At 64.2% G+C, this 19,158-nt stretch carries 15 protein-coding genes and 1 pseudogene; 11 read left to right on the top strand and 5 right to left on the bottom strand.

The window, feature by feature from the left end; all coding sequences use genetic code 11:
• Window positions 1-162 precede the first annotated feature (162 nt).
• The 9 genes from NGJ21_RS05965 to NGJ21_RS05925 all read left to right on the top strand — a co-directional run bounded on the left by NGJ21_RS05965 (window position 163) and on the right by NGJ21_RS05925 (window position 12,415).
• Window positions 163-1,023 (top strand): glycine betaine ABC transporter substrate-binding protein, encoded by an 861-nt coding sequence (locus NGJ21_RS05965; protein ID WP_046787404.1) that lies wholly within the window; start codon window positions 163-165, stop codon window positions 1,021-1,023.
• Window positions 1,024-1,267: 244 nt separating this feature from the next.
• Window positions 1,268-1,579, top strand: coding sequence for a DUF485 domain-containing protein (locus NGJ21_RS05960; RefSeq protein ID WP_039604303.1), 312 nt, complete (start codon window positions 1,268-1,270; stop codon window positions 1,577-1,579).
• Complete coding sequence (locus NGJ21_RS05955; protein ID WP_046787403.1) at window positions 1,576-3,240, top strand: cation acetate symporter; 1,665 nt, start codon at window positions 1,576-1,578, stop codon at window positions 3,238-3,240. The genes NGJ21_RS05960 and NGJ21_RS05955 overlap by 4 nt, the downstream gene beginning before the upstream one ends.
• 193 nt (window positions 3,241-3,433) lie before the next feature.
• Window positions 3,434-3,913 (top strand): CS1 type fimbrial major subunit, encoded by a 480-nt coding sequence (locus tag NGJ21_RS05950; protein ID WP_046787402.1) that lies wholly within the window; start codon window positions 3,434-3,436, stop codon window positions 3,911-3,913.
• Between the two features lie 79 nt (window positions 3,914-3,992).
• Window positions 3,993-6,470, top strand: a complete 2,478-nt coding sequence (locus tag NGJ21_RS05945; RefSeq protein WP_502943490.1) for a CS1-pili formation C-terminal domain-containing protein — start codon at window positions 3,993-3,995, stop codon at window positions 6,468-6,470.
• 87 nt (window positions 6,471-6,557) lie between these two features.
• Window positions 6,558-7,292: a fimbrial biogenesis chaperone gene (locus NGJ21_RS05940; protein WP_119688433.1), complete on the top strand. Its 735-nt coding sequence runs from the start codon at window positions 6,558-6,560 to the stop codon at window positions 7,290-7,292.
• A gap of 5 nt (window positions 7,293-7,297) precedes the next feature.
• A complete protein-coding gene (locus NGJ21_RS05935) occupies window positions 7,298-8,479 on the top strand; it encodes a hypothetical protein (protein WP_182445253.1) in 1,182 nt (393 codons plus the stop codon).
• Between the two features lie 30 nt (window positions 8,480-8,509).
• Window positions 8,510-9,136, top strand: coding sequence for a response regulator transcription factor (locus NGJ21_RS05930; protein ID WP_115272946.1), 627 nt, complete (start codon window positions 8,510-8,512; stop codon window positions 9,134-9,136).
• A gap of 12 nt (window positions 9,137-9,148) precedes the next feature.
• Window positions 9,149-12,415, top strand: coding sequence for a transporter substrate-binding domain-containing protein (locus tag NGJ21_RS05925; RefSeq protein WP_502943504.1), 3,267 nt, complete (start codon window positions 9,149-9,151; stop codon window positions 12,413-12,415).
• Here the strand turns inward: NGJ21_RS05925 and NGJ21_RS26020 are convergent.
• Window positions 12,374-12,463 (bottom strand): annotated as a pseudogene (locus tag NGJ21_RS26020) (DUF3309 family protein); the annotation flags it as partial. The gene NGJ21_RS05925 and the pseudogene NGJ21_RS26020 sit on opposite strands and share 42 nt — an antisense overlap.
• Window positions 12,464-12,669: 206 nt before the next feature.
• Between NGJ21_RS26020 and NGJ21_RS05915 the strand changes: the two are divergent.
• Window positions 12,670-13,485, top strand: a complete 816-nt coding sequence (locus NGJ21_RS05915) for an SDR family oxidoreductase (RefSeq protein WP_119688435.1) — start codon at window positions 12,670-12,672, stop codon at window positions 13,483-13,485.
• A 120-nt stretch (window positions 13,486-13,605) separates the two neighbouring features.
• Complete coding sequence (csrA, locus tag NGJ21_RS05910) at window positions 13,606-13,794, top strand: carbon storage regulator CsrA (RefSeq protein WP_039603188.1); 189 nt, start codon at window positions 13,606-13,608, stop codon at window positions 13,792-13,794.
• A gap of 54 nt (window positions 13,795-13,848) precedes the next feature.
• On the opposite strand, the gene NGJ21_RS05905 is transcribed toward csrA, so the two are convergent.
• The 4 genes from NGJ21_RS05905 to NGJ21_RS05890 form a co-directional block, all read right to left on the bottom strand.
• On the bottom strand, window positions 13,849-14,076 hold the full coding sequence (locus tag NGJ21_RS05905; protein WP_039603187.1) for a YheU family protein: 228 nt from the start codon (window positions 14,074-14,076) through the stop codon (window positions 13,849-13,851).
• Between the two features lie 61 nt (window positions 14,077-14,137).
• Window positions 14,138-15,322 (bottom strand): osmoprotectant NAGGN system M42 family peptidase, encoded by a 1,185-nt coding sequence (locus NGJ21_RS05900; RefSeq protein WP_046787396.1) that lies wholly within the window; start codon window positions 15,320-15,322, stop codon window positions 14,138-14,140.
• Window positions 15,323-15,440: 118 nt separating this feature from the next.
• Complete coding sequence (gene ngg / locus NGJ21_RS05895) at window positions 15,441-17,186, bottom strand: N-acetylglutaminylglutamine synthetase (protein WP_046787395.1); 1,746 nt, start codon at window positions 17,184-17,186, stop codon at window positions 15,441-15,443.
• Window positions 17,187-17,189: 3 nt separating this feature from the next.
• Window positions 17,190-18,977 carry an N-acetylglutaminylglutamine amidotransferase gene (locus tag NGJ21_RS05890; RefSeq protein WP_046787394.1) on the bottom strand — a complete coding sequence of 596 codons (1,788 nt, stop codon included), beginning with the start codon at window positions 18,975-18,977 and terminating at the stop codon, window positions 17,190-17,192.
• Window positions 18,978-19,158 lie beyond the last annotated feature (181 nt).

Genomic DNA, 19,158 nt, shown 5'->3' with positions numbered 1-19,158 from the left:
CAATCCTTTGGCATGCAAGGATCGCGCAGAATGGTGCAGGCAGACGCCGCTAATGGCACAGTGCTGTCGCAAAGGCATCGGGTACAGGTCGCAGTGGGAGCAGGTCACGCTTTGTTGCAGGAACATCATGCAATCTCCGAGACCTGACGAGGGGATGCTTTGATGGCAACTTTGAAAAAAATGCGACGACTCTTGGGGGCGGGCACCGCCCTGGTACTGGCCATGAGCGCTGCGCAGGCGATGGCCAAAGAAGTGAGCATCGGTTACGTGGATGGCTGGGCCGACAGCGTGGCGACCACCAACGTGGCCGCCGAAGTGATCAAGCAGAAGCTCGGCTACGACGTCAAACTGCAGGCCGTGGCCACCGGCATCATGTGGCAGGGTGTGGCCACCGGCAAACTCGACGCCATGCTCTCGGCCTGGCTGCCGGTGACCCACGGTGAGTACTGGACCAAGAACAAGGACAACGTGGTCGATTACGGCGCCAACTTCAAGGATGCCAAGATCGGCCTGATCGTGCCGGAGTACGTCAAGGCCAACAGCATTACCGACCTCAAGACCGACGAAAGCTTCAAGCAGAAGATCGTCGGCATCGACGCAGGCTCCGGGGTGATGCTCAAGACCGACCAGGCCATCAAGGACTACGGCCTTACCGGCTACAAGCTGCAGGCAAGCTCCGGCGCAGCGATGACCGCCGAACTGGGCCGCGCCTACGGCAAGCAGCAGTCCATTGCAGTGACCGGCTGGGTGCCGCACTGGATGTTCGCCAAGTGGAAGCTGAAGTTCCTCGAAGACCCCAAAGGCGTTTATGGTGCCGCCGAGACGGTCAACAGCATCGGCAGCAAGGAACTGGCGACCAAAGCGCCGGAAGTGGCCGAGTTCCTGAAGAAGTTCAGCTGGCAGTCCAAGGACGAAATTGGCGAGGTGATGCTGGCGATTCAGGAAGGCGCCAAGCCTGAAGCGGCGGCGAAGGATTGGGTGGCCAAGCATCCGGACCGAGTCAAGGAATGGACTGGCAAGTAACGAATCAAACTTTTTGAAGCGGGGCTGCTGTGCAGCCCTTCGCGACACAAGGCCGCTCCTACAGGCGTTATGCGCTGTAGGAGCGGCCTTGTGTCGCGAAAGGGCCGCACAGCGGCCCTGCTTTGTTACTTATTCTGTAAAACACCGTTGCATCTAAGACTAAGGTCGTCTGGTTGGCGTTCAAAGGCAGCATAAAGTGACGGTGTGGGTTCCATCCCCTATCTGTGCTGCTAGGACAAAAACAATGAACGACAGCATTTACCTCTCGATACAAAACAGCCCCCGCTTCAAGGAGCTGGTGACCAAACGCGAACGGTTCGCCTGGATTCTCTCGGCGATCATGCTCGGCCTGTACTGCGCCTTCATCCTCCTGATCGCCTACGGTCCTCATCTGCTGGGCGCCAAGCTCAGCCCTGAGTCGTCGATTACCTGGGGCATCCCCCTGGGCGTCGGCCTGATCATTTCGGCATTCGTCCTGACCGCCATCTACGTGCGCCGCGCCAACGGCGAGTTCGATGAGCTGAACAAGGCCATCCTCAAGGAGGCGCAACAATGATTCGTCACACCAAAGCCTTGGCCGTACTGGCCTGCGGCGTTTTCGCACCCGCCGTGTGGGCAGCCGATGCCCTGACCGGCGAGGTGCAGAAACAGCCGCTGAACGTTGCAGCGATCGCCATGTTCGTGGCCTTCGTCGCCTTCACCTTGGGCATCACCTACTGGGCCTCCAAACGCAATAAGTCGGCAGCCGACTACTACGCTGCCGGCGGCAAGATCACCGGCTTTCAGAACGGCCTGGCGATTGCCGGCGACTACATGTCGGCAGCGTCGTTCCTGGGTATTTCCGCGCTGGTGTTCACCTCTGGCTACGACGGCCTGATCTACTCGATCGGCTTTCTGGTCGGCTGGCCGATCATTCTGTTCCTGATCGCCGAACGCCTGCGCAACCTGGGCAAATACACCTTTGCCGACGTGGCCTCCTACCGCCTGGGGCAAAAGGAAATCCGTACCCTGTCGGCCTCCGGTTCGCTGGTGGTGGTGGCGTTCTACCTGATCGCGCAGATGGTCGGCGCCGGCAAGCTGATCGAGCTGCTGTTCGGCCTGGACTACCATGTGGCGGTGATCCTGGTAGGTATCCTGATGTGCCTGTACGTGCTGTTCGGCGGCATGCTGGCCACCACCTGGGTACAGATCATCAAGGCCGTACTGCTGCTGTCCGGTGCCAGCTTCATGGCACTGATGGTCATGAAGCACGTGGGCTTCGACTTCAACACCCTGTTCTCCGAAGCGATCAAGGTGCACAGCAAGGGTGAGGCGATCATGAGCCCGGGCGGCCTGGTCAAGGACCCGATCTCGGCCTTCTCGCTGGGCCTGGCGCTGATGTTCGGTACCGCCGGCCTGCCGCATATCCTGATGCGCTTCTTCACCGTCAGCGACGCCAAGGAAGCGCGCAAGAGCGTGCTCTACGCCACCGGCTTCATCGGCTACTTCTACATCCTGACCTTCATCATCGGCTTCGGCGCGATCCTGCTGGTCAGCACCAACCCGGACTTCAAGGACGCCGCCGGCGCCCTGCTGGGCGGCAACAACATGGCTGCGGTGCACCTGGCCGATGCCGTGGGTGGCAGCATCTTCCTCGGCTTCATCTCGGCGGTGGCGTTCGCCACCATCCTGGCGGTGGTTGCCGGCCTGACCCTGGCCGGTGCCTCGGCGGTGTCCCACGACCTGTACGCCAGCGTATGGCGCAAGGGCAAGGCCAACGACAAGGACGAGATCCGCGTCTCGAAGATCACCACCATCGCCCTTGGCGTGCTGGCGATCGGCCTGGGTATTCTGTTCGAGAAGCAGAACATCGCCTTCATGGTCGGCCTGGCGTTCTCCATTGCCGCCAGCTGCAACTTCCCGGTACTGCTGCTTTCGATGTACTGGAAGAAGCTGACCACCCGCGGCGCCATGATCGGCGGCTGGCTGGGCCTGGTGAGTGCAGTGACACTGATGATCCTTGGCCCGACCATCTGGGTGCAGATCCTCGGCCACGAGAAGCCGATCTACCCGTACGAGTACCCGGCGCTGTTCTCGATGCTGATTGCCTTCGTCGGTATCTGGTTCTTCTCGGTCACCGACAAGTCCAAGGCGGCTGAAAACGAACGCGCACTGTTCTTCCCGCAGTTCGTCCGCTCGCAAACTGGCCTGGGGGCCAGCGGGGCGGTTTCGCACTGACATAGAGCGCAAAAAACACAACGCCCCGCCAGTCGGGGCGTTGTGCATTGTGCAGTGTCATTTTGCCTTCGCTCGGAAATTTCCGAAGCTCCCTCGGAAGCTTCCTGATTATCCCGCCCCATGCTTCCCGAATACTTCTCCTCACCCGCCGGGCCAACCCGGCAGGCCTGTTACCTTCAAGGAGAAACCATTCGTGAAACGCACGTTACTCGCCCTTCCCCTGGCCCTGATGTTCGCAGGCGCCGCCCATGCCGTCGACCCGATCGAGAAGCAGGTGCAAATCGTCGCCCAGGTGCCCACCGACGCGTTCTACGTCGAGCCCGTGGGTGGCAACTGGATGAACGACCCGCAGGAAATGGCCTGGAATTCCTTTCAAGGCAAGCTCGACCCGATTCGCAAGCAACTGCAGGTCAAGAGCACCATCGGCCCGATCAGCGCCTACCTGGTATCGCCTGCAGTGATCGCCAACGGCAGCAACAACATTGGCCTGGACGTCACGGTCGGTGACACCGTGTTGCAAACCACCCCGGCCGAAGTGGTCAGTGCCACCCAGGCGGCACCGGGCGCGGTCATCGGTTTCCAGGTCGAGGCCCAGCCGGCGCCAGGCACCGGTTATGAGCCAGGCAGCTACCAGGGCCTGGTCAGCATGATCTTCGAAACCGCCGCCCCTTAAGGCTCCGTTCACCTCCAGTGCCTGCCCGGGCCCTCGCCAACGGCGAGGGGCGGGCAGGTCATGCCTGTAAGCGATACCCATGTCCCGACATTCCTCCTCCGCCGTCTTGCGCTGCTGGCTGCCACTGGCTGCCAGCATGGCCTTGTGGGCCGGCATGAGTCATGGCGCGGCCAGTGCCCTGGGGCCGGTCGCAGGCCTGCCGCGCGAGTTCGAGGCGCATTTCTTCGATGTGCCGTTGGCCGTACGGGTCGACCTGGACGGCCGTTACCTCGGTGATGCCATGGTGGTGCTCAGCCGCGACCAGCGGGTGCAGTTGCTGGAATTCACCGAAACCTTCGACAGCCGCGAGCCCGAGAGCCTGCGACGATGCTGGCGCGAGCGCCTGGCCGATGGCAGGCCCCTGGGCGACTGCCAGGCAGACTGCCCGGAAGGCTTGCGTGCGATTCATTACAGCCTGGCCAATTCGCAGCTGTCGCTGCTGACCGACCGTGCCGAAGTGGCCGCTACTGCCGAACGTTTTCATCGCCTGCCGGAGCAGGGCAGCCACGGCCTGTTGCTGCGCAACCAGCTCAACCTGGTCAATGATGGCGTCGCCACCAGTGGCCGCTACGCCTTGCAGGGCCAGGCCAGTGTCGGCCAGTGGACAGCCCTGGCCGACGGCCAGCTCGACCGCGGCAGCGACAGCCGCGAGGGCACCCGCTACCGGGTCGACCAGCTGTATGGCGAGCGCCTGGTCGAGGACCATTTCTACCGCCTGGGGTACTTCACCCCCAGCGCCCAGGGCCTGACCCGCCAACCCAGGCTGATGGGCGCCAGCCCTGACACGACCCTGGGCCTGATGTTCGGGAGCAGCGACAGCCTGCTCATCGACAGCGCCGCGCCCAGTGCCACGCCCATCCATGTCACACCCAGCCGCCCGGCCGTGGCGCAGATCTACCGCAACGGTGTGCTGATCAACAGCCAGCCGGTGCAGCCAGGGTTGCAGACCCTCGATACCAAGGTGCTGCCCGGCGGCATCTACGAGGTCGAAGTACGTCTGGTCGAGGACGGCCAGGTCAGTTCGCGCAGCCAGGCATTCGTCTACAAGCCCGGCAACTGGCGCAGTACCGACGCACCTTGGCGTTACAACCTGTATGTCGGGCGCCAGAGCAGTGAGCTCAGCAATTGGCAGGCCGTGCATGACGACACCCTGGCGGCGGGCGTGCTGGCCAACTACCTGCTGCACCCAAGGGCAATCGTCGGTGTGTCCGCTCAGCGGCTCGACGATGCCATGCAATACGGCACCTCACTGGACTGGGATGTGCGCGACCGGCTCAAACTCTATGGCAACCTGTTCCAGGCCCAGGGCCATGGCAACGGCTTCGACCTGCAACTGATCCATGCCTACGCGAGCGGCTCGCTGGTCGCAAGCCACAGCCGCACCTGGCTGGCGCAGCCCGGCAGGGACTACCTTGGCAATGCACCTGCACGGCCATTCACCCGGCGCCAGACGCAATCATCGCTGTCCTTGAACCATCGCCTGGACCCTCGCAATACCGCCAGTGTGCGTGTGTCGCACAGCAGTGGCAGTGATGCCGGCATCGGCATCGATCTGGGGTGGGCCTATTACGGGCGTTTGTTTGGCTCTGACGCCAACTGGCGCTTGTCGCTGTTCGATCGCCCGGGCAACAGCGGTACCGGTGATGCGCGCAACCGTGGCATCAACCTGAGCCTGAGCATGAGCCTGGGCGACGGCGGCCGACGTTTGTCCGCCAGCATCGGCAGCCGCACCTCGCGTGACGGCGGGCGTGACCTCAATACCTCGCTGGGCTATCGGCAGGATGTAGAGATCGGCCCATTGCGCAGCATTGGCGCCACCCTCAGCGCCGACCGCTACGGCACGGGGCTGGGGGCCGATACCCAGTTCGAGAACCCGTTCATGCAAGGTGACGCTTACCTGCAGCGCTCCTCCTACAACGGCGAATTCACCGGTGGCCTGAACCTGCAAAGCCTGCTGGCCGTGGGTGCCGGCAAGGCGGCAGTGAGCGGCCAGCCCCTGGGGCACCAGGCCGCGTTGATCGTCGATGTGGACACCGACATCGACGGCCTCAGGTTGCGTGCCGACGATGCCATGGGCGTCAACCTGCATGCCGGGCGCAACATCATCCCGGTCACCGCCTACAAGCCCGGGCATGTGCAGTTCGATTTCGACGGGAGCGAGGCGACCGCCGCCGTGATACAGCCATCGAGCGTTGACTACCACCTCAACCGCGGGGGCATCGACTACCGCCAGGTTCGTGTACTGCGCACCGTCACCGTGCTGGGGCGCCTGCTCGATGGCCAGGGCCTGCCGTTGCGTGGCGCCCAGGTGATCAACCATGCCAGCCGCAGTGTCAGCGAGGCCGATGGCTTTTTCGCGGTGGAAATGAGCGAAGCGGCACCGACCCTGGAAATTCGCCAGCGCGGGCAACCGCTCTGTCTCGTACGCCTGGACCTGGAAGGCCTGACGCGTGAAGGCGACGTGCTGCTGGCCGGCGACCAACAGTGCCAGCCCGAGATTGCATCGCGATCTTCGTGAGTTTCGGAATTTTCCTACTGCTTTAGCCGTGGCCGACGGGTTGCGCACGGCAATACCCTTAATCAAATCACCAGGGAGCTTCGCCACATGAAAATGCTTTCTCTATCGGCCTTCGTCCTGCTGGCCATGCCACTGGCTGCCGTGGCCACCCCCGAACTGAACGTTGGCGGATTGTACGATTACCTCGACGGTGACAGGAGCACCCTGCTCAAGCGTGTGCGCAACAGCGGCGACAGCACGGCGTTCGTCAAGGTCAGCGTCGCCGAGCTGGTCTATGACGATGCCGGGGTGGCCCACGAAATCGATACCGACGGCCTGGCCCTGGAGCAGCGCGGCCTGGTCGCCAGCCCGGCGCGGTTGATCGTGCCGGCCCACGGCATGCAGGCCGTGCGCCTGTTGTACCGTGGCCCGCGGGACCAGGAGCGTTACTTCCGCCTGCGCTTCATGCCAGTGCTGCCGGAATTGGGTGACGGTTTTGCCGTGGACGAACAGGAGGCGGCGCAGTACCGCGACGGCCTCAGGGCGGGGGTAAACCTGCTGGCCGGCTATGGCTCGCTGCTGTTCGTACGGCCTGCGCAGGCACGCTTCAACACGCCGGTGCGGCGTGAAAACGGGCAACTGACTGTGGTCAATGAAGGTAACTCCACCGTGGTTCTGGACCGCTTCCGTCAATGCCTGATGGCAGGGGAACAGTGTGAGCCCGCGACCAAGCATCACCTGCTGCCAGGCCGTAGCCGGCAGTTCGAGGGGCACTCGCAAAAGGTGCACCAGTTCGAGCTTCACGAAGGACGTGATCATAAAGTCATGGTGGTGAAGGGGTAAACGTGATGGTTCATCTGATGCGATTTTGCCTGGCATGGGTGGTAACGGCGTGGTTCATGCTGCTGGCCCCAAGTGCCCAGGCACTTGATGTCACGGTGTCGGCGCAGTATCTGGGCAAAGGGTCGGGGCAATTCGAAAACACGACGCCTCCTGCATTGTTCTGCCGCAGGTTTGCCTATCGCTGTACCAACAATGACGTGGTCGATCTGCCCCTGACCTACACAAAAGAGGTGACTACCGTCTCACCACGGGCAAAGTTTTTCATCCAGATGCCGGGCCGGCGCCAGGTCGATGTCTTCCACGAAGTTACCGGTGAGCCGCACACAGTGTCGTTCGAGTTCACAGGGGTCAGCCAGAAAACGGGGGGCGTGCCCTGGTATGAGAGTCCTACGTACAACGCTGTCGTGCAGGGTGGTTGCACCCGTGTAGCGTCCATTGGCAATCCACCCTGGGTATTCTTCCTCTGGGACATTACCAACCCGACAGCGCCTGCCGGCTGTCACTCATTGAATTCCCGGAATGGGCCTGATTATCACGGGTTCATCGACGTGACTGACATGGGCGTGTCTTACAACCTCCGGATGCCTGCCCCATTTCGCATGAAAACCGGGCTCTATCGAGGAAGCATCAAATACAGCGTTGGCCCTGGCGGCGACTTCGACTTTGGTGATGGCGTTACTGCACTCAATACCAACAGCGTCACAATCAACCTCGTGCTCGACGTCCAGCATGCCTTCTTTTTCGAGTTTCCGCCGGGTACTGACCGCGCCGTGCTGGAGCCTCGCGATGGCTGGCAGCACTGGCTTGCGGGGGGCAGTGTGCCGCAGCGTCTGTATAGAGACTTGCCATTCAGGCTGTCATCCTCTGGCCCGTTCAAGGTTTACAAGCTGTGCCAGTACGATATCGACGCCCGGTGCGCAATCACCAACGACAAGGGCGATCAAGTACCTGTCCTGCTGTCCCTGAGCTTGCCCGCCGGCATCCAGCACCGAGGTCAGATGGTCGAAAGGCTTGCGCTACCGACGGGGCGTGCTCAAGCGCTGCAGTTCGAAGCAGTGCAGCCCACCCTCAACCGCCCTGGCCAGATGCACTTTGAAATAGCCAAGGAGGATGTGCGTCGTATGTTACCTAATACCGGCAGTACCTATACCGGGCTGGCCACCGTGGTGTTCGATGCCGAGTTGTAGGCAGCGAGCAGAATTACAAAGGAGTGCATCATGCCCACAGCGCTGGTGGTCGACGACCACCCATTTATCCGTGCCACGGTCTGCCAGTTGCTGCGCCAGCAGCAGGTCGAAGTGGTTGGCCAGGCCGACAACGGCATCGATGCGGTGCGCCTGGTGCGCGAGCTGGCGCCGGATCTGGTGATCCTCGACATCGCCATGCCTGGCCTGGACGGGCTGGAGGTCATCAGCCGCATCCAGGCCTGCAGCCGTCCGAGCAAGGTCGTGGTGCTGACTTCACAGTTGGCCGTGGCCTACTCGTTGCGCTGCCTGCAGGCGGGGGCAGCCGGCTACGTGGCCAAGACCGATGACCTGGATGAACTGGGCAAGGCGGTACGTGCTGCGCTGTCGGGTTTTACCTACTTCCCCGCAGTGGCCTTGAGCTCGGTGCACAAACAGGACCTGCAGGCCACCGAGCCGCAGTGTATCGCCAGCCTGTCCGACCGTGAGCTGATGGTGTTGCAGTACCTGGCCCGCGGCCTGAGCAACAAAGCCATCGGCGAGGCCATGCTGCTGAGCAACAAGACCATCAGCACCTACAAGACGCGCCTGCTGGAAAAGCTCAGGCTCAACTCGCTGATTGACCTGGCGGATTTCGCTCGCCGCAATCAGCTGATCTGAATTTCGCCCCGCGTGCCCTTACGTGCCTTGCTCCTGGCGTTGCTCTGTTTCGTGCTGACACTGCCAGCGCTGGCCAGGCCGCAGTTGCACGCGCGGGCCACCCTGGACGGGCCCCGCCACGAGCCCAATGAAGCAGGCATACGCTGGTTGTGGGCGCGCCGCTCGCTGCGTTTGGGCGTGCTGGCCCAGGACAATCCGCCCCTCGACATCCTCGGCACCGGCAGCGCCTATGAAGGCATTACCGCTGATTACGCCGGGCTGCTGGGCGAACAGTTGAACCTGCAGGTGCAGGTGCAGGTTTTCGAAGCGTTCGCCGAGGCGCATGCGGCATTGCGTGCAGGCGAGGTCGACCTGCTCGGCTCGGTCACCAGCCGCCAGGCGCTGGACGCGGGGTTGCGGCTGTCACGGCCTTACGCCGAGGATTGCCCCTTGCTGCTGGCGCGTGAGGCGCGCGGCCGTGAACGGGTCGATGACACGCACGGCCTCGACCTGGTGATGGTCCAGGGCTATCGCAGCCTGGAGCAGGTCCGCGAACGCTACCCTCAGGCACGTGTGCAAACCCACCTTTCTCCGTTCGATGCCCTGGCGACGTTGGCACTCGGGCATGCCGACCTGTACTTGGGCAATGCCTTGGCGGCCCGCTACGCGTTGGGCCGCGGCCAACTTGCCGGTGTCGAGGAAGTCGGCCACGCCGGGCTGCCCCGGCAGGGCATCGGTTTTGCCATGCTCAATGGCGATACGCCCTTGCCGGGGCTGGTCGATGCCGCCCTTGGCAACCTCACCGAGCGCCAGCACCAGCGCATTCGCGAACGCTGGAGCCCACTGGGCGCCGCCGCGCAGCGGCCAGTGCCGCTGCAGTTGAGCGAGGCCGAGCAGCGCTGGTTGCTCGACAATCCAAGTGTGCAGGTGGCGATGGACGAGCAGCTGTTGCCGCTGAGCTTTCGCGATGGCAAGGGCCAATGGCGGGGCCTGAGCCTGGATGTGCTGCAACTGATCAGCCGGCGCACCGGGCTGCGTTTCGAGGTGCAGGCTGGCGGCACGCTGCAAGGCATGCTCGAACAACTGCGCGAGGGCGAGGTGCAACTGATTGCCGGCCTGCCGCGCAGCCCAGCCCTGGAGCGCCAGGTGTCCTTCAGCCGTGCTTACCTCAGTGCCTCGCGGGTACTGGTGACGCGCGATGCACCGCAGGCTCCTGGCAACCTCGAGCAACTGGCCGGGCGACCGCTGGCACTGGTGTGGGGCAGTGCCCTGCATGAAATGCTTGGCCAGCATTATCCGCAGGTTGTGCCAATGGCCGTGGCCAGCCCCGTTGAAGCCTTGCGCGCCGTGGCTCGCGGCAAGGCGGCCGCCGCCGTGCTGACCCTCGATGACGCGCGAGCACTGATCGCGCGTGGCTACCCGGGCCAGCTCAAGATCAGCGCCAGCCTGCCGCTGCCGCCCGCGCATTTCGCCCTGGCCAGCGCCCGCGGGGCGGTTGAACTGCAGGGCATACTCGACAAAGCCCTGCTCAGCCTGTCACCGCACGAGATTGACGGCCTGGTGCGTCGCTGGCGCAACCCGATGATCGTCGCTGACGGTGTGTGGCAACGTTACCGCGGCCGTATCCTGCTGGGTTTTGCCACGGCCCTGCTGTTGCTCAGCCTGGCCTTGCTGTGGATCCGCTACCTGCGGCGCCTGCAGGTGCAATTGCGCCGTGCCAAGCGTGAGGCCGATGCCGCAAACCAGGCCAAGACCCAGTTCCTGACCACCATGAGCCACGAGCTTCGCACGCCCTTGCATGCCGTGCAGGGCATGCTTGAACTGGCACGGCGCAAGGCCGAGCGAGGCGAGTTCGACCACCTGGCACTGGAGGTGGCCGACGAAGCGGCGCGTGGCCTGCTGGAACTGATCGGAGACATCCTGGACATCACCCGTATCGAGTCCGGGCACTTGCAGTTTGCTGCCCAGCGGGTGTGCCTGCGCGAACACGTGGGGCGGGTGCTGCAGTTGTTCGAGCAGCAGGCGCGCAGCAAAGGCCTGGCGTTGCGCCTGGTTACCCAAGGCCAGGTGGATGCCCAGGTCATGCTCGACCCGCTGCGCTTCAAGCAGGTGCTGGCCAACCTGCTGAGCAATGCCATCAAGTTCACCGAACACGGCGAGGTGACGGTGAACCTGTCGGCAACAGCGGTGGACGGCTACCTGGCGGTGGAGCTGACGGTGCGCGATACCGGTGTCGGCATTGCCGCAAGCGAGCTTGCGCACCTGGGGCAACCGTTCCGTCAGGCCAGCAACCAATGCCAGTCACCGCGCTGCAGCGCCGGCCTGGGCCTTGGCATCAGCCGCAGCCTGTGCGAGATGATGGGCGGCAGCCTGCACCTGCACAGCGTGCTGGGGCAGGGCACCGAAGTGAACGTGCGCCTGAGCCTGCCGCAGTTGAGTGCTGCCCAGCAACGGCCGGCGGCCGCTACCGGTGACACTCGTCACCCGCCCCAGCCGCTGCGCCTGCTGGTGGTCGACGACTATCCGGCCAATCGCCTGTTGCTGGTGCAACAGCTCGAATACCTCGGGCATCAGGCGTGCGTTGCCCAGGACGGTACCCAGGCCTTGCGCTTGTGGTTGGGCGAGCACTTCGACGGGGTGATCAGTGACTGCAACATGCCTCGGCTCAACGGCTACGCGCTGGCCCGCGCCATTCGCGAGCACGAGCGGCGCAGCGGCAGGCCCAGGTGCCAGGTGATCGGTTTGACTGCCAGTGCCACACAGGTTGAACGCCGGCGCTGCCGTGCAGCAGGCATGGACGCTTGCCTGTTCAAGCCTCTGGGGCTGGACGGCCTGGTTCAAGCCTTGGCCCGTGCCAGTCCTGCACTGCTGGACCTCGAGCACATCAGGCGGCTGGTGGCTGGCGACGAGGCTGCACTGCGAGCGTTGTTGGCCGACCTTCGTGCCAGCAACCTGCAGGACCTGCAGCTACTTGCGCAGGTGCCGGCCAATGCTGAGGCGCTGGCCATGCTGGCCCATCGGATAAAGGGAGGCGCCCGGATCGCTCGGGCAAGAGTGATAGTCGACCTGTGCGAGCGGTTGGAGCGCAGATGCCAAGCCAAACCGCCCGCACCGGGCGATATCGAGCAGGATGTGGGGGCGCTGCGCGAGGCCATGCTGCAGCTTGAACAGCAACTGGCCTTGCACGCCCCTGGTTCAAATCATGCCGAGCAACAACAACACCAGCAGAATCACCAGCACCACGCCAATGATGCCGGATGGGCCATAGCCCCAGCTGCGCGAGTGTGGGAAGACCGGTAAGCCACCAATCAACAGCAGGATCAGGATGATGATGAGGATCGTGGTCATGACGGAGTCCTTGCGTGGTTAGGGGTCAAGAGCCTCGTACAGCTGGCCTCTTGTTAATTCGGACCGGCGCCGCTTGGCAAAGATTCCATTTGCCTGGTACTGACCGTTTGGTCATGCCCGCCCATTCACTACCCTGATGAACCCTCTCTGGCGCCAACGCCTTGATTAGACTGGGCTGACCACCCATCAGTACAAGGCCTGCCACCATGCACAAACGCATCATGATCACTGGCGCCGGTTCCGGCCTCGGCCGCGAGATTGCCCTGCGCTGGGCGCGCGAGGGCTGGCGCCTGGCGTTGGCCGACGTCAACGAGCCAGGCCTGCGCGAAACCCTGGAGCTTGTGCGCGGTGCCGGCGGCGAGGGTTTCGTCCAGCGCTGCGACGTGCGCGACTACAGCCAGCTGACCGCCCTGGCCCAGGCCTGCGAAGAGAAGTTCGGCGGTATCGATGTGATCGTCAACAACGCCGGAGTCGCCTCGGGCGGCTTCTTCGCCGAGCTGTCGCTGGAAGACTGGGACTGGCAGATCGCGGTCAACCTGATGGGTGTGGTCAAGGGCTGCAAGGCCTTCCTGCCGCTGCTCGAACGCAGCAAGGGGCGCATCATCAATGTGGCGTCGATGGCGGCCCTGATGCAGGGGCCGGGCATGAGCAACTACAACGTTGCCAAGGCCGGTGTGCTGGCGTTGTCGGAGAGCCTGCTGGTAGAGCTGCGCCAGCTGGAAGTGGCTGTGCACGTGGTGTGCCCGTCGTTCTTCCAGACCAACCTGCTCGACTCTTTCCGCGGCCCGAACCCGGCCATGAAGGCCCAGGTGGGCAAACTGCTGGAGGGCTCGCCGATCAGTGCGGCGGACATTGCCGACTACATCCACCAGCAGGTGGAGGCCGGTGAATTCCTGATCCTGCCCCACGAGGCCGGGCGCCAGGCCTGGCAGCTCAAGCAACAGGCGCCACAGCGGCTGTATGACGAGATGGCAGAGATGGCGGTGAAAATGCGTGGCAAGGCCCAGGCGCGCGGATTGTAGTTCCGTCTGTAGGGCGAATTACCTGCCGATGTAGCCTTGTTCTGAATTGCTGCGAAGGCGTTGAGTCACCGAATATCCCCATGCACTCTCCGGTTTTCCCTGTTGCCGGAGGACCGGAACATGTTGGTCATTGGACGCGTAGTCGGCGAAGTCATCAACATTGGTGACGATATTCAGATCAAGGTGGTGGAAACACGCAATGGCATGGTGCGTTTTGGCGTGAGTGCGCCGCGTGAAGTGTCGGTGCACCGGGCTGAGGTGTACAAGCGGATCAAGGCGGGGGAGAAGCGCAAGGGCAATTCGGCTTGAGGTTGACCTCACCGGCCGCTTCGCGGGTTTGCTCCGCGAAGCGGCCGGTACCGGTCAGTCGAGCAGTTCGCGCGGCACATCATGCTTGGCCAACAGCTGGCACTGTTGGCTTTCCGGGTCGAACAGGATGAACGCCTGGCCCTTGGCCAGCGCCTGGCGCACCCGCAGCACACGGGTTTCCAGCGGCGTGTCATCACCATTGTCGGTGCCGTCGCGGGTGACGAAATCCTCGATCAGGCGCGTCAGGGTTTCGGCTTGCAAGTGTTCGTAGGGGATCAGCATGGGCGGCATTCAGCTTGGTAAAAGAATGCGCCCATGCTACGCCAAACCGGGCCGCTACGGCTCACTCCTTGTTCCCCACCAGGCTGTCGACGGCAGGCACCCGGGTATCGCTCTCCATCTGCGCATCGTGCTCCAACTGGTGGCTGAAGCGCTCCAGTGAGGCATTGGCCGGGTTGGAATCGCTTGCGAACACTGGCGGGCTGAGCAGGTAGCCCGACAACAGGCGGCTGAGCGCGGCCAGGCTGTCGATGTGGGTGCGCTCGTAACCATGGGTGGCATCGCAACCGAACGCCACCAGCGCCGTGCGGATATCGTGCCCGGCGGTGACCGCCGAATGGGCATCGCTGAAGTAATAGCGGAACACGTCACGGCGCACCGGCAGCTCCTGGTCGCCGGCCAGTTTCAGCAAGTGGCGTGACAGGTGGTAGTCATAGGGCCCCGACGAGTCCTGCATGGCCACGCTGACGGCGTGTTCGCTCGACGCCTGGCCGGGTGCCACCGGGGCAATGTCGATGCCGACGAACTCGCTGACGTCCCAGGGCAGGGCAGCGGCAGAGCCTGAACCGGTTTCTTCGGTGATGGTGAACAGCGGGTGGCAGTCGATCATCGGCTGGCGGCCGCTTTCCACGACTGCCTTGAGGGCAGCCAGCAGCGCGGCCACGCCGGCTTTGTCGTCCAGATGGCGGGCGCTGATATGGCCGCTGTCGGTGAACTCCGGCAGCGGGTCGAATGCCACGAAGTCGCCAATGGCAATGCCCAACGACTCGCAGTCGGCGCGGGTGGTGCAGTAGGCGTCCAGGCGCACTTCTACGTGCTCCCAGCTGACGGGCATCTGGTCGATGGCGGTATTGAAAGCATGCCCGCTGGCCATCAGCGGCAGCACGCTGCCCCGGAACACGCCGGTGTCGGTGAATACACTGACCCGGCTGCCCTCGGCGAAACGGCTCGACCAGCAGCCCACCGGGGCCAGGGCCAGGCGGCCGTTGTCCTGCAATTGGCGCACGCTGGCGCCGATGGTGTCCAGGTGGGCCGAGACGGCGCGGTCTGGGGAGCTTTGCCGGCCCTTGAGGGTGGCGCGGATGGTGCCGCGGCGGGTCAGCTCGAAGGGAATGCCCAGTTCGTCCAGGCGTTCGGCGACATAGCGCACGATGGTGTCGGTGAAGCCGGTCGGGCTGGGGATGGCGAGCATCTCCAGCAGGACGCGCTTGAGGTAGTCAAGGTCCGGCTCGGGGTATCGTTCAGACATGGGTACTCCTCGGGTAAAGCTGTGCTCTGGCGGGCCCTATCGCCGGCAAGCCGACTCCCACATGGACCGTGATGAGCCTTGTAGGAGCCGGCTTGCCGGCGATAGGGCCGTCATGGATTCACGCCAACGCCCGGCTATGCGGGAACAGCAGGTCGACAAAGCGCTCTGCCGTTGGCTGCGGTTCATGGTTGGCCAACCCGGCGCGTTCATTGGCCTCGATGATCACGTAGTCCGGCTGTTCGGCATCACGCACCATCAGGTCCAGGCCCACCACTGGAATTTCCAGCGCCCGCGCCGCGCGCACGGCCGCGTCGGCCAACACAGGGTGCAGGCGCTCGGTAACATCCTCCAGCGTGCCGCCGGTGTGCAGGTTGGCGGTGCGGCGCACGGCCAGGCGCTGGCCTGCAGGCAATACGCTGGTGTAGTCGAAGCCGGCATCACGCAGGGTGCGCTCGGTTTCGTCGTCCAGCGGAATGCGGCTTTCGCCACCGGTAGCGGCCTGACGGCGGCGGCTTTGGGCCTCGATCAGCTCAAGGATGCTGTGTTTACCGTCGCCGACCACCTGGGCCGGGTGCCGAATCGCCGCCGCAACCACCTCGAAACCGATCACCACGATGCGCAGGTCATGGCCCGGGTGGAAGCTCTCCAGCAGCACGCGGCTGTCGAAACGGCGGGCGTGTTCTATGGCTTGGCTGACTTCCTCGTAAGTGGTCAGGTTCACCGCCACCCCTTGGCCCTGCTCGCCATCCACCGGCTTGACCACCACCGCGCCGTGCTCGTCGAGAAACGCCAGGTTGTCGTCCGCATTGCCGGCCAGTTGCTGCACCGGCACCAGCAGGCCGGCGTTGTGCAAGGTTTGCTGGGTCAGGCGCTTGTCCTGGCAGAGGGTCATGCTGACCGCACTGGTCAGGTCGCTCAGCGACTCGCGGCAACGCACCCGACGCCCGCCCAGGCTGAGGGTGAACAGCCCGCCTGCGGCGTCGTCCACCTGCACCTCGATGCCACGGCGGTAGGCCTCATCGACGATGATCCGTGCATACGGGTTCAGCCCCGCTTCAGGGCCGGGGCCCAGAAACAATTGCTGGTTGATGCCGTTCTTGCGTTTGACCGCAAAGGTCGGCAGGTTGCGGAAACCGAGCTTCTCGTACAGCCGCTTGGCCTGGCGGTTGTCGTGCAGCACCGACAGGTCCAGGTAGGCCAGACCGCGGCTCATGAAGTGCTCGACCAGGTGGCGCACCAGCACCTCACCCACGCCAGGGCGGGTGCAATGCGGGTCCACGGCCAGGCACCACAGGCTGCTGCCGTGCTCGGGGTCATCGAACGCCTTGCTGTGGTTCAGGCCCATGACGCTGCCGATCACCGCGCCGCTGTCTTCGTCCTCGGCCAGCCAGTACACCGGCCCGCCCTGGTGGCGCGGCGTCAGCAGCTCGGGCTGCACCGGGAGCATGCCGCGTGCCTGGTACAGGGTGTTGATGGCCTGCCAGTCGCTGGCGCTTTGTGCGCGGCGGATACGGAAACCGCGAAACACCCGTTGCGCCTGGCGGTAGTCGGTGAACCACAGCCGCAGCGTGTCGGACGGGTCGAGGAACAGCTGCTGCGGTGCCTGCGCCAGCAGCTGTTGCGGGGCCGCCACATACAGCGCGATGTCGCGCTCGCCGGGACGTTCCTGCTGCAGCGCCTCGGCCAGGCTGGCCGGGTCCGGGTAGGTGTGGCCTATCAGCAGCCGGCCCCAGCCGCAGTGCAGCGCACGCGGCTGGCTGTGGGGCTCGCTGCCATCGCCGGCCAGGCGCGCCTGCAGGCGCTCGTAGGACGGCGCCTGGCCACGCAGCAGGCGCTGACCGTAGGCGGTTTCATGGGCTTTCATCGGTCAGATTCCTTGTTCGCTGAGCCACAGGTTCAGCGCCGCCAGCTGCCACAGCTTGGAGCCGCGCAGCGGGGTAAGCTGGCCATGCGGGTTGCTCAGCAGGCGGTCTACCATGGCCGGGTTGAACAGCCCGCGGTCCTGGCTGGGGTCGGTGAGCAGTTCGCGTACCCAGTCCAGGGTGGCGCCTTGCAGGTGCTTGAGGCCGGGTACCGGGAAGTAGCCTTTCTTGCGGTCGATCACCTCATGGGGGATCACCCGGCGTGCGGCTTGCTTGAGCACTTGCTTGCCGCCATCGGGCAATTTGAAGCGCGCCGGGATGCGTGCCGACAGCTCGACCAGGCGGTAGTCCAGGAACGGTGTACGGGCTTCCAGGCCCCAGGCCATGGTCATGTTGTCGACCCGTTTGACCGGGTCGTCGACCAGCATCACCGTGCTGTCCAGGCGCAGCGCCTTGTCTACTGCCTCGGCCGCGCCCGGGCGGGCGAAGTGTTCGCGCACGAAGTCGCCGGCCACGTCGGTTTCCAACAGCCACGGCGCTTGCACGGTGTCGCGGTACTCGGCATGGCTGCGGTCGAAGAATGCATCGCGGTAGGCGCCAAAGGCATCCTTGGCGCCGTCCACCTGCGGGTACCAGTGGTAGCCGGCGAACAGCTCGTCGGCACCCTGGCCGCTCTGCACGCCCTTGCAGTGCTTGGCCACTTCGCGTGACAGCAGGTAGAAGGCGATGCAGTCGTGGCTGACCATCGGTTCGCTCATGGCGCGGAACGCGGCCGGCAATTGCTCGATGATTTCGCTTTCGGCGATGCGCAGCTTGTGGTGGCGGGTGCCGTAGTGCTTGGCGATCAGGTCGGAGTACTGGAACTCGTCACCGCGCTCGCCGCCGGCATCCTCGAAGCCGATGGAGAAGGTCGACAGGTCATCAACGCCCACTTCGCGCAGCAAGCCGACCAACAGGCTGGAGTCGACGCCGCCGGACAGCAGTACGCCTACGTCCACGGCGGCGCGCTGGCGGATGCCGACGGCATCACGGGTGGCATCGAGCACACGGGTGGTCCAGCCTTCCAGGTCGAGGTCGCGCTCGTCCGGGTTGGGGCCGTAATGCAGCTGCCACCAGGTCTGGCGTTCGACTTCACCGTGGCGGTCGACGCGCATCCAGGTGCCGGGTTCGAGCTTTTGCACATTGGCCAGCAAGGTGCGTGGCGCCGGCACCACGGCGTGGAAGTTGAGGTAGTGGTTGAGCGCTACCGGGTCGATCATCGGGTCGATGTCGCCACCTTTGAGCAGCGCTGGCAGGGTCGAGGCAAAGCGCAGGCGCTCGCCGTTGCGCGACAGGTACAGCGGCTTGACGCCCAAGCGGTCGCGGGCCAGGAACAGGCGCTGGTTGTCGCGCTCCCAGATGGCCAGGGCGAACATGCCGTTGAGCTTGGGCAGCAAGGCCGCGCCCCAGGCGTGGTAGCCTTTGAGCAGCACCTCGGTGTCGCCGTCGGACCAGAAGGTGTAGCCCAGGTCCTGCAGCTCCTGGCGCAGTTCGGGGAAGTTGTAGATGGCACCGTTGAAGGCCAAAGACAGGCCCAGGGTGTTGTCGACCATGGGCTGAGCCGAGCCGTCGGACAGGTCCATGATTTTCAGCCGGCGATGGCCCAGGGCAATCGGGCCCAGGCTATGGAAGCCCCAGGCGTCGGGGCCACGGGGCGCCAGGTGATGGGTCATGCGCTCTACCGCGGCGAGGTCCGCCGGGCGAGGGGCTTGGTCGATGGGGGTGAAACGCAACTCTCCTGCTAATCCGCACATAGGTCCTTACCGGTTTTTCCGTTGGGGAATCAGCGCCCCGGATTAGGGCGCCTGTAAGGAACTGACCTGGGGGATTTGCGAGAGTTTTAGACCAATCCGTTATAAGCAGCACTTTGTAATGCGGCCAATCGCCGGCAAGCCGGCTGCCACAGGGCTCAGCAGCGCTGCGTATCGAGGCAGC

The organism is Pseudomonas sp. Marseille-Q5299 (assembly GCF_943737035.1).
In the GTDB taxonomy this organism is placed as follows: Bacteria; Pseudomonadota; Gammaproteobacteria; order Pseudomonadales; family Pseudomonadaceae; genus Aquipseudomonas; species Aquipseudomonas putida_E.
Note: the sequence above shows the minus strand (reverse complement) of the source record. Positions and strands in the feature narration are given on the sequence as shown.

Coding starts and splice junctions, on each gene's coding strand:
- csrA (WP_039603188.1), top strand. CDS start 13,606: ATGTTGGTCATTGGACGCGTAGTCGGCGAAGTCATCAACATTGGTGAC.
- NGJ21_RS05965 (WP_046787404.1), top strand. CDS start 163: ATGGCAACTTTGAAAAAAATGCGACGACTCTTGGGGGCGGGCACCGCC.
- NGJ21_RS05900 (WP_046787396.1), bottom strand. CDS start 15,322: ATGTCTGAACGATACCCCGAGCCGGACCTTGACTACCTCAAGCGCGTC.
- NGJ21_RS05960 (WP_039604303.1), top strand. CDS start 1,268: ATGAACGACAGCATTTACCTCTCGATACAAAACAGCCCCCGCTTCAAG.
- NGJ21_RS05955 (WP_046787403.1), top strand. CDS start 1,576: ATGATTCGTCACACCAAAGCCTTGGCCGTACTGGCCTGCGGCGTTTTC.
- NGJ21_RS05940 (WP_119688433.1), top strand. CDS start 6,558: ATGAAAATGCTTTCTCTATCGGCCTTCGTCCTGCTGGCCATGCCACTG.
- NGJ21_RS05945 (WP_502943490.1), top strand. CDS start 3,993: ATGTCCCGACATTCCTCCTCCGCCGTCTTGCGCTGCTGGCTGCCACTG.
- NGJ21_RS05890 (WP_046787394.1), bottom strand. CDS start 18,977: ATGTGCGGATTAGCAGGAGAGTTGCGTTTCACCCCCATCGACCAAGCC.
- NGJ21_RS05905 (WP_039603187.1), bottom strand. CDS start 14,076: ATGCTGATCCCCTACGAACACTTGCAAGCCGAAACCCTGACGCGCCTG.
- ngg (WP_046787395.1), bottom strand. CDS start 17,186: ATGAAAGCCCATGAAACCGCCTACGGTCAGCGCCTGCTGCGTGGCCAG.
- NGJ21_RS05935 (WP_182445253.1), top strand. CDS start 7,298: ATGGTTCATCTGATGCGATTTTGCCTGGCATGGGTGGTAACGGCGTGG.
- NGJ21_RS05915 (WP_119688435.1), top strand. CDS start 12,670: ATGCACAAACGCATCATGATCACTGGCGCCGGTTCCGGCCTCGGCCGC.
- NGJ21_RS05930 (WP_115272946.1), top strand. CDS start 8,510: ATGCCCACAGCGCTGGTGGTCGACGACCACCCATTTATCCGTGCCACG.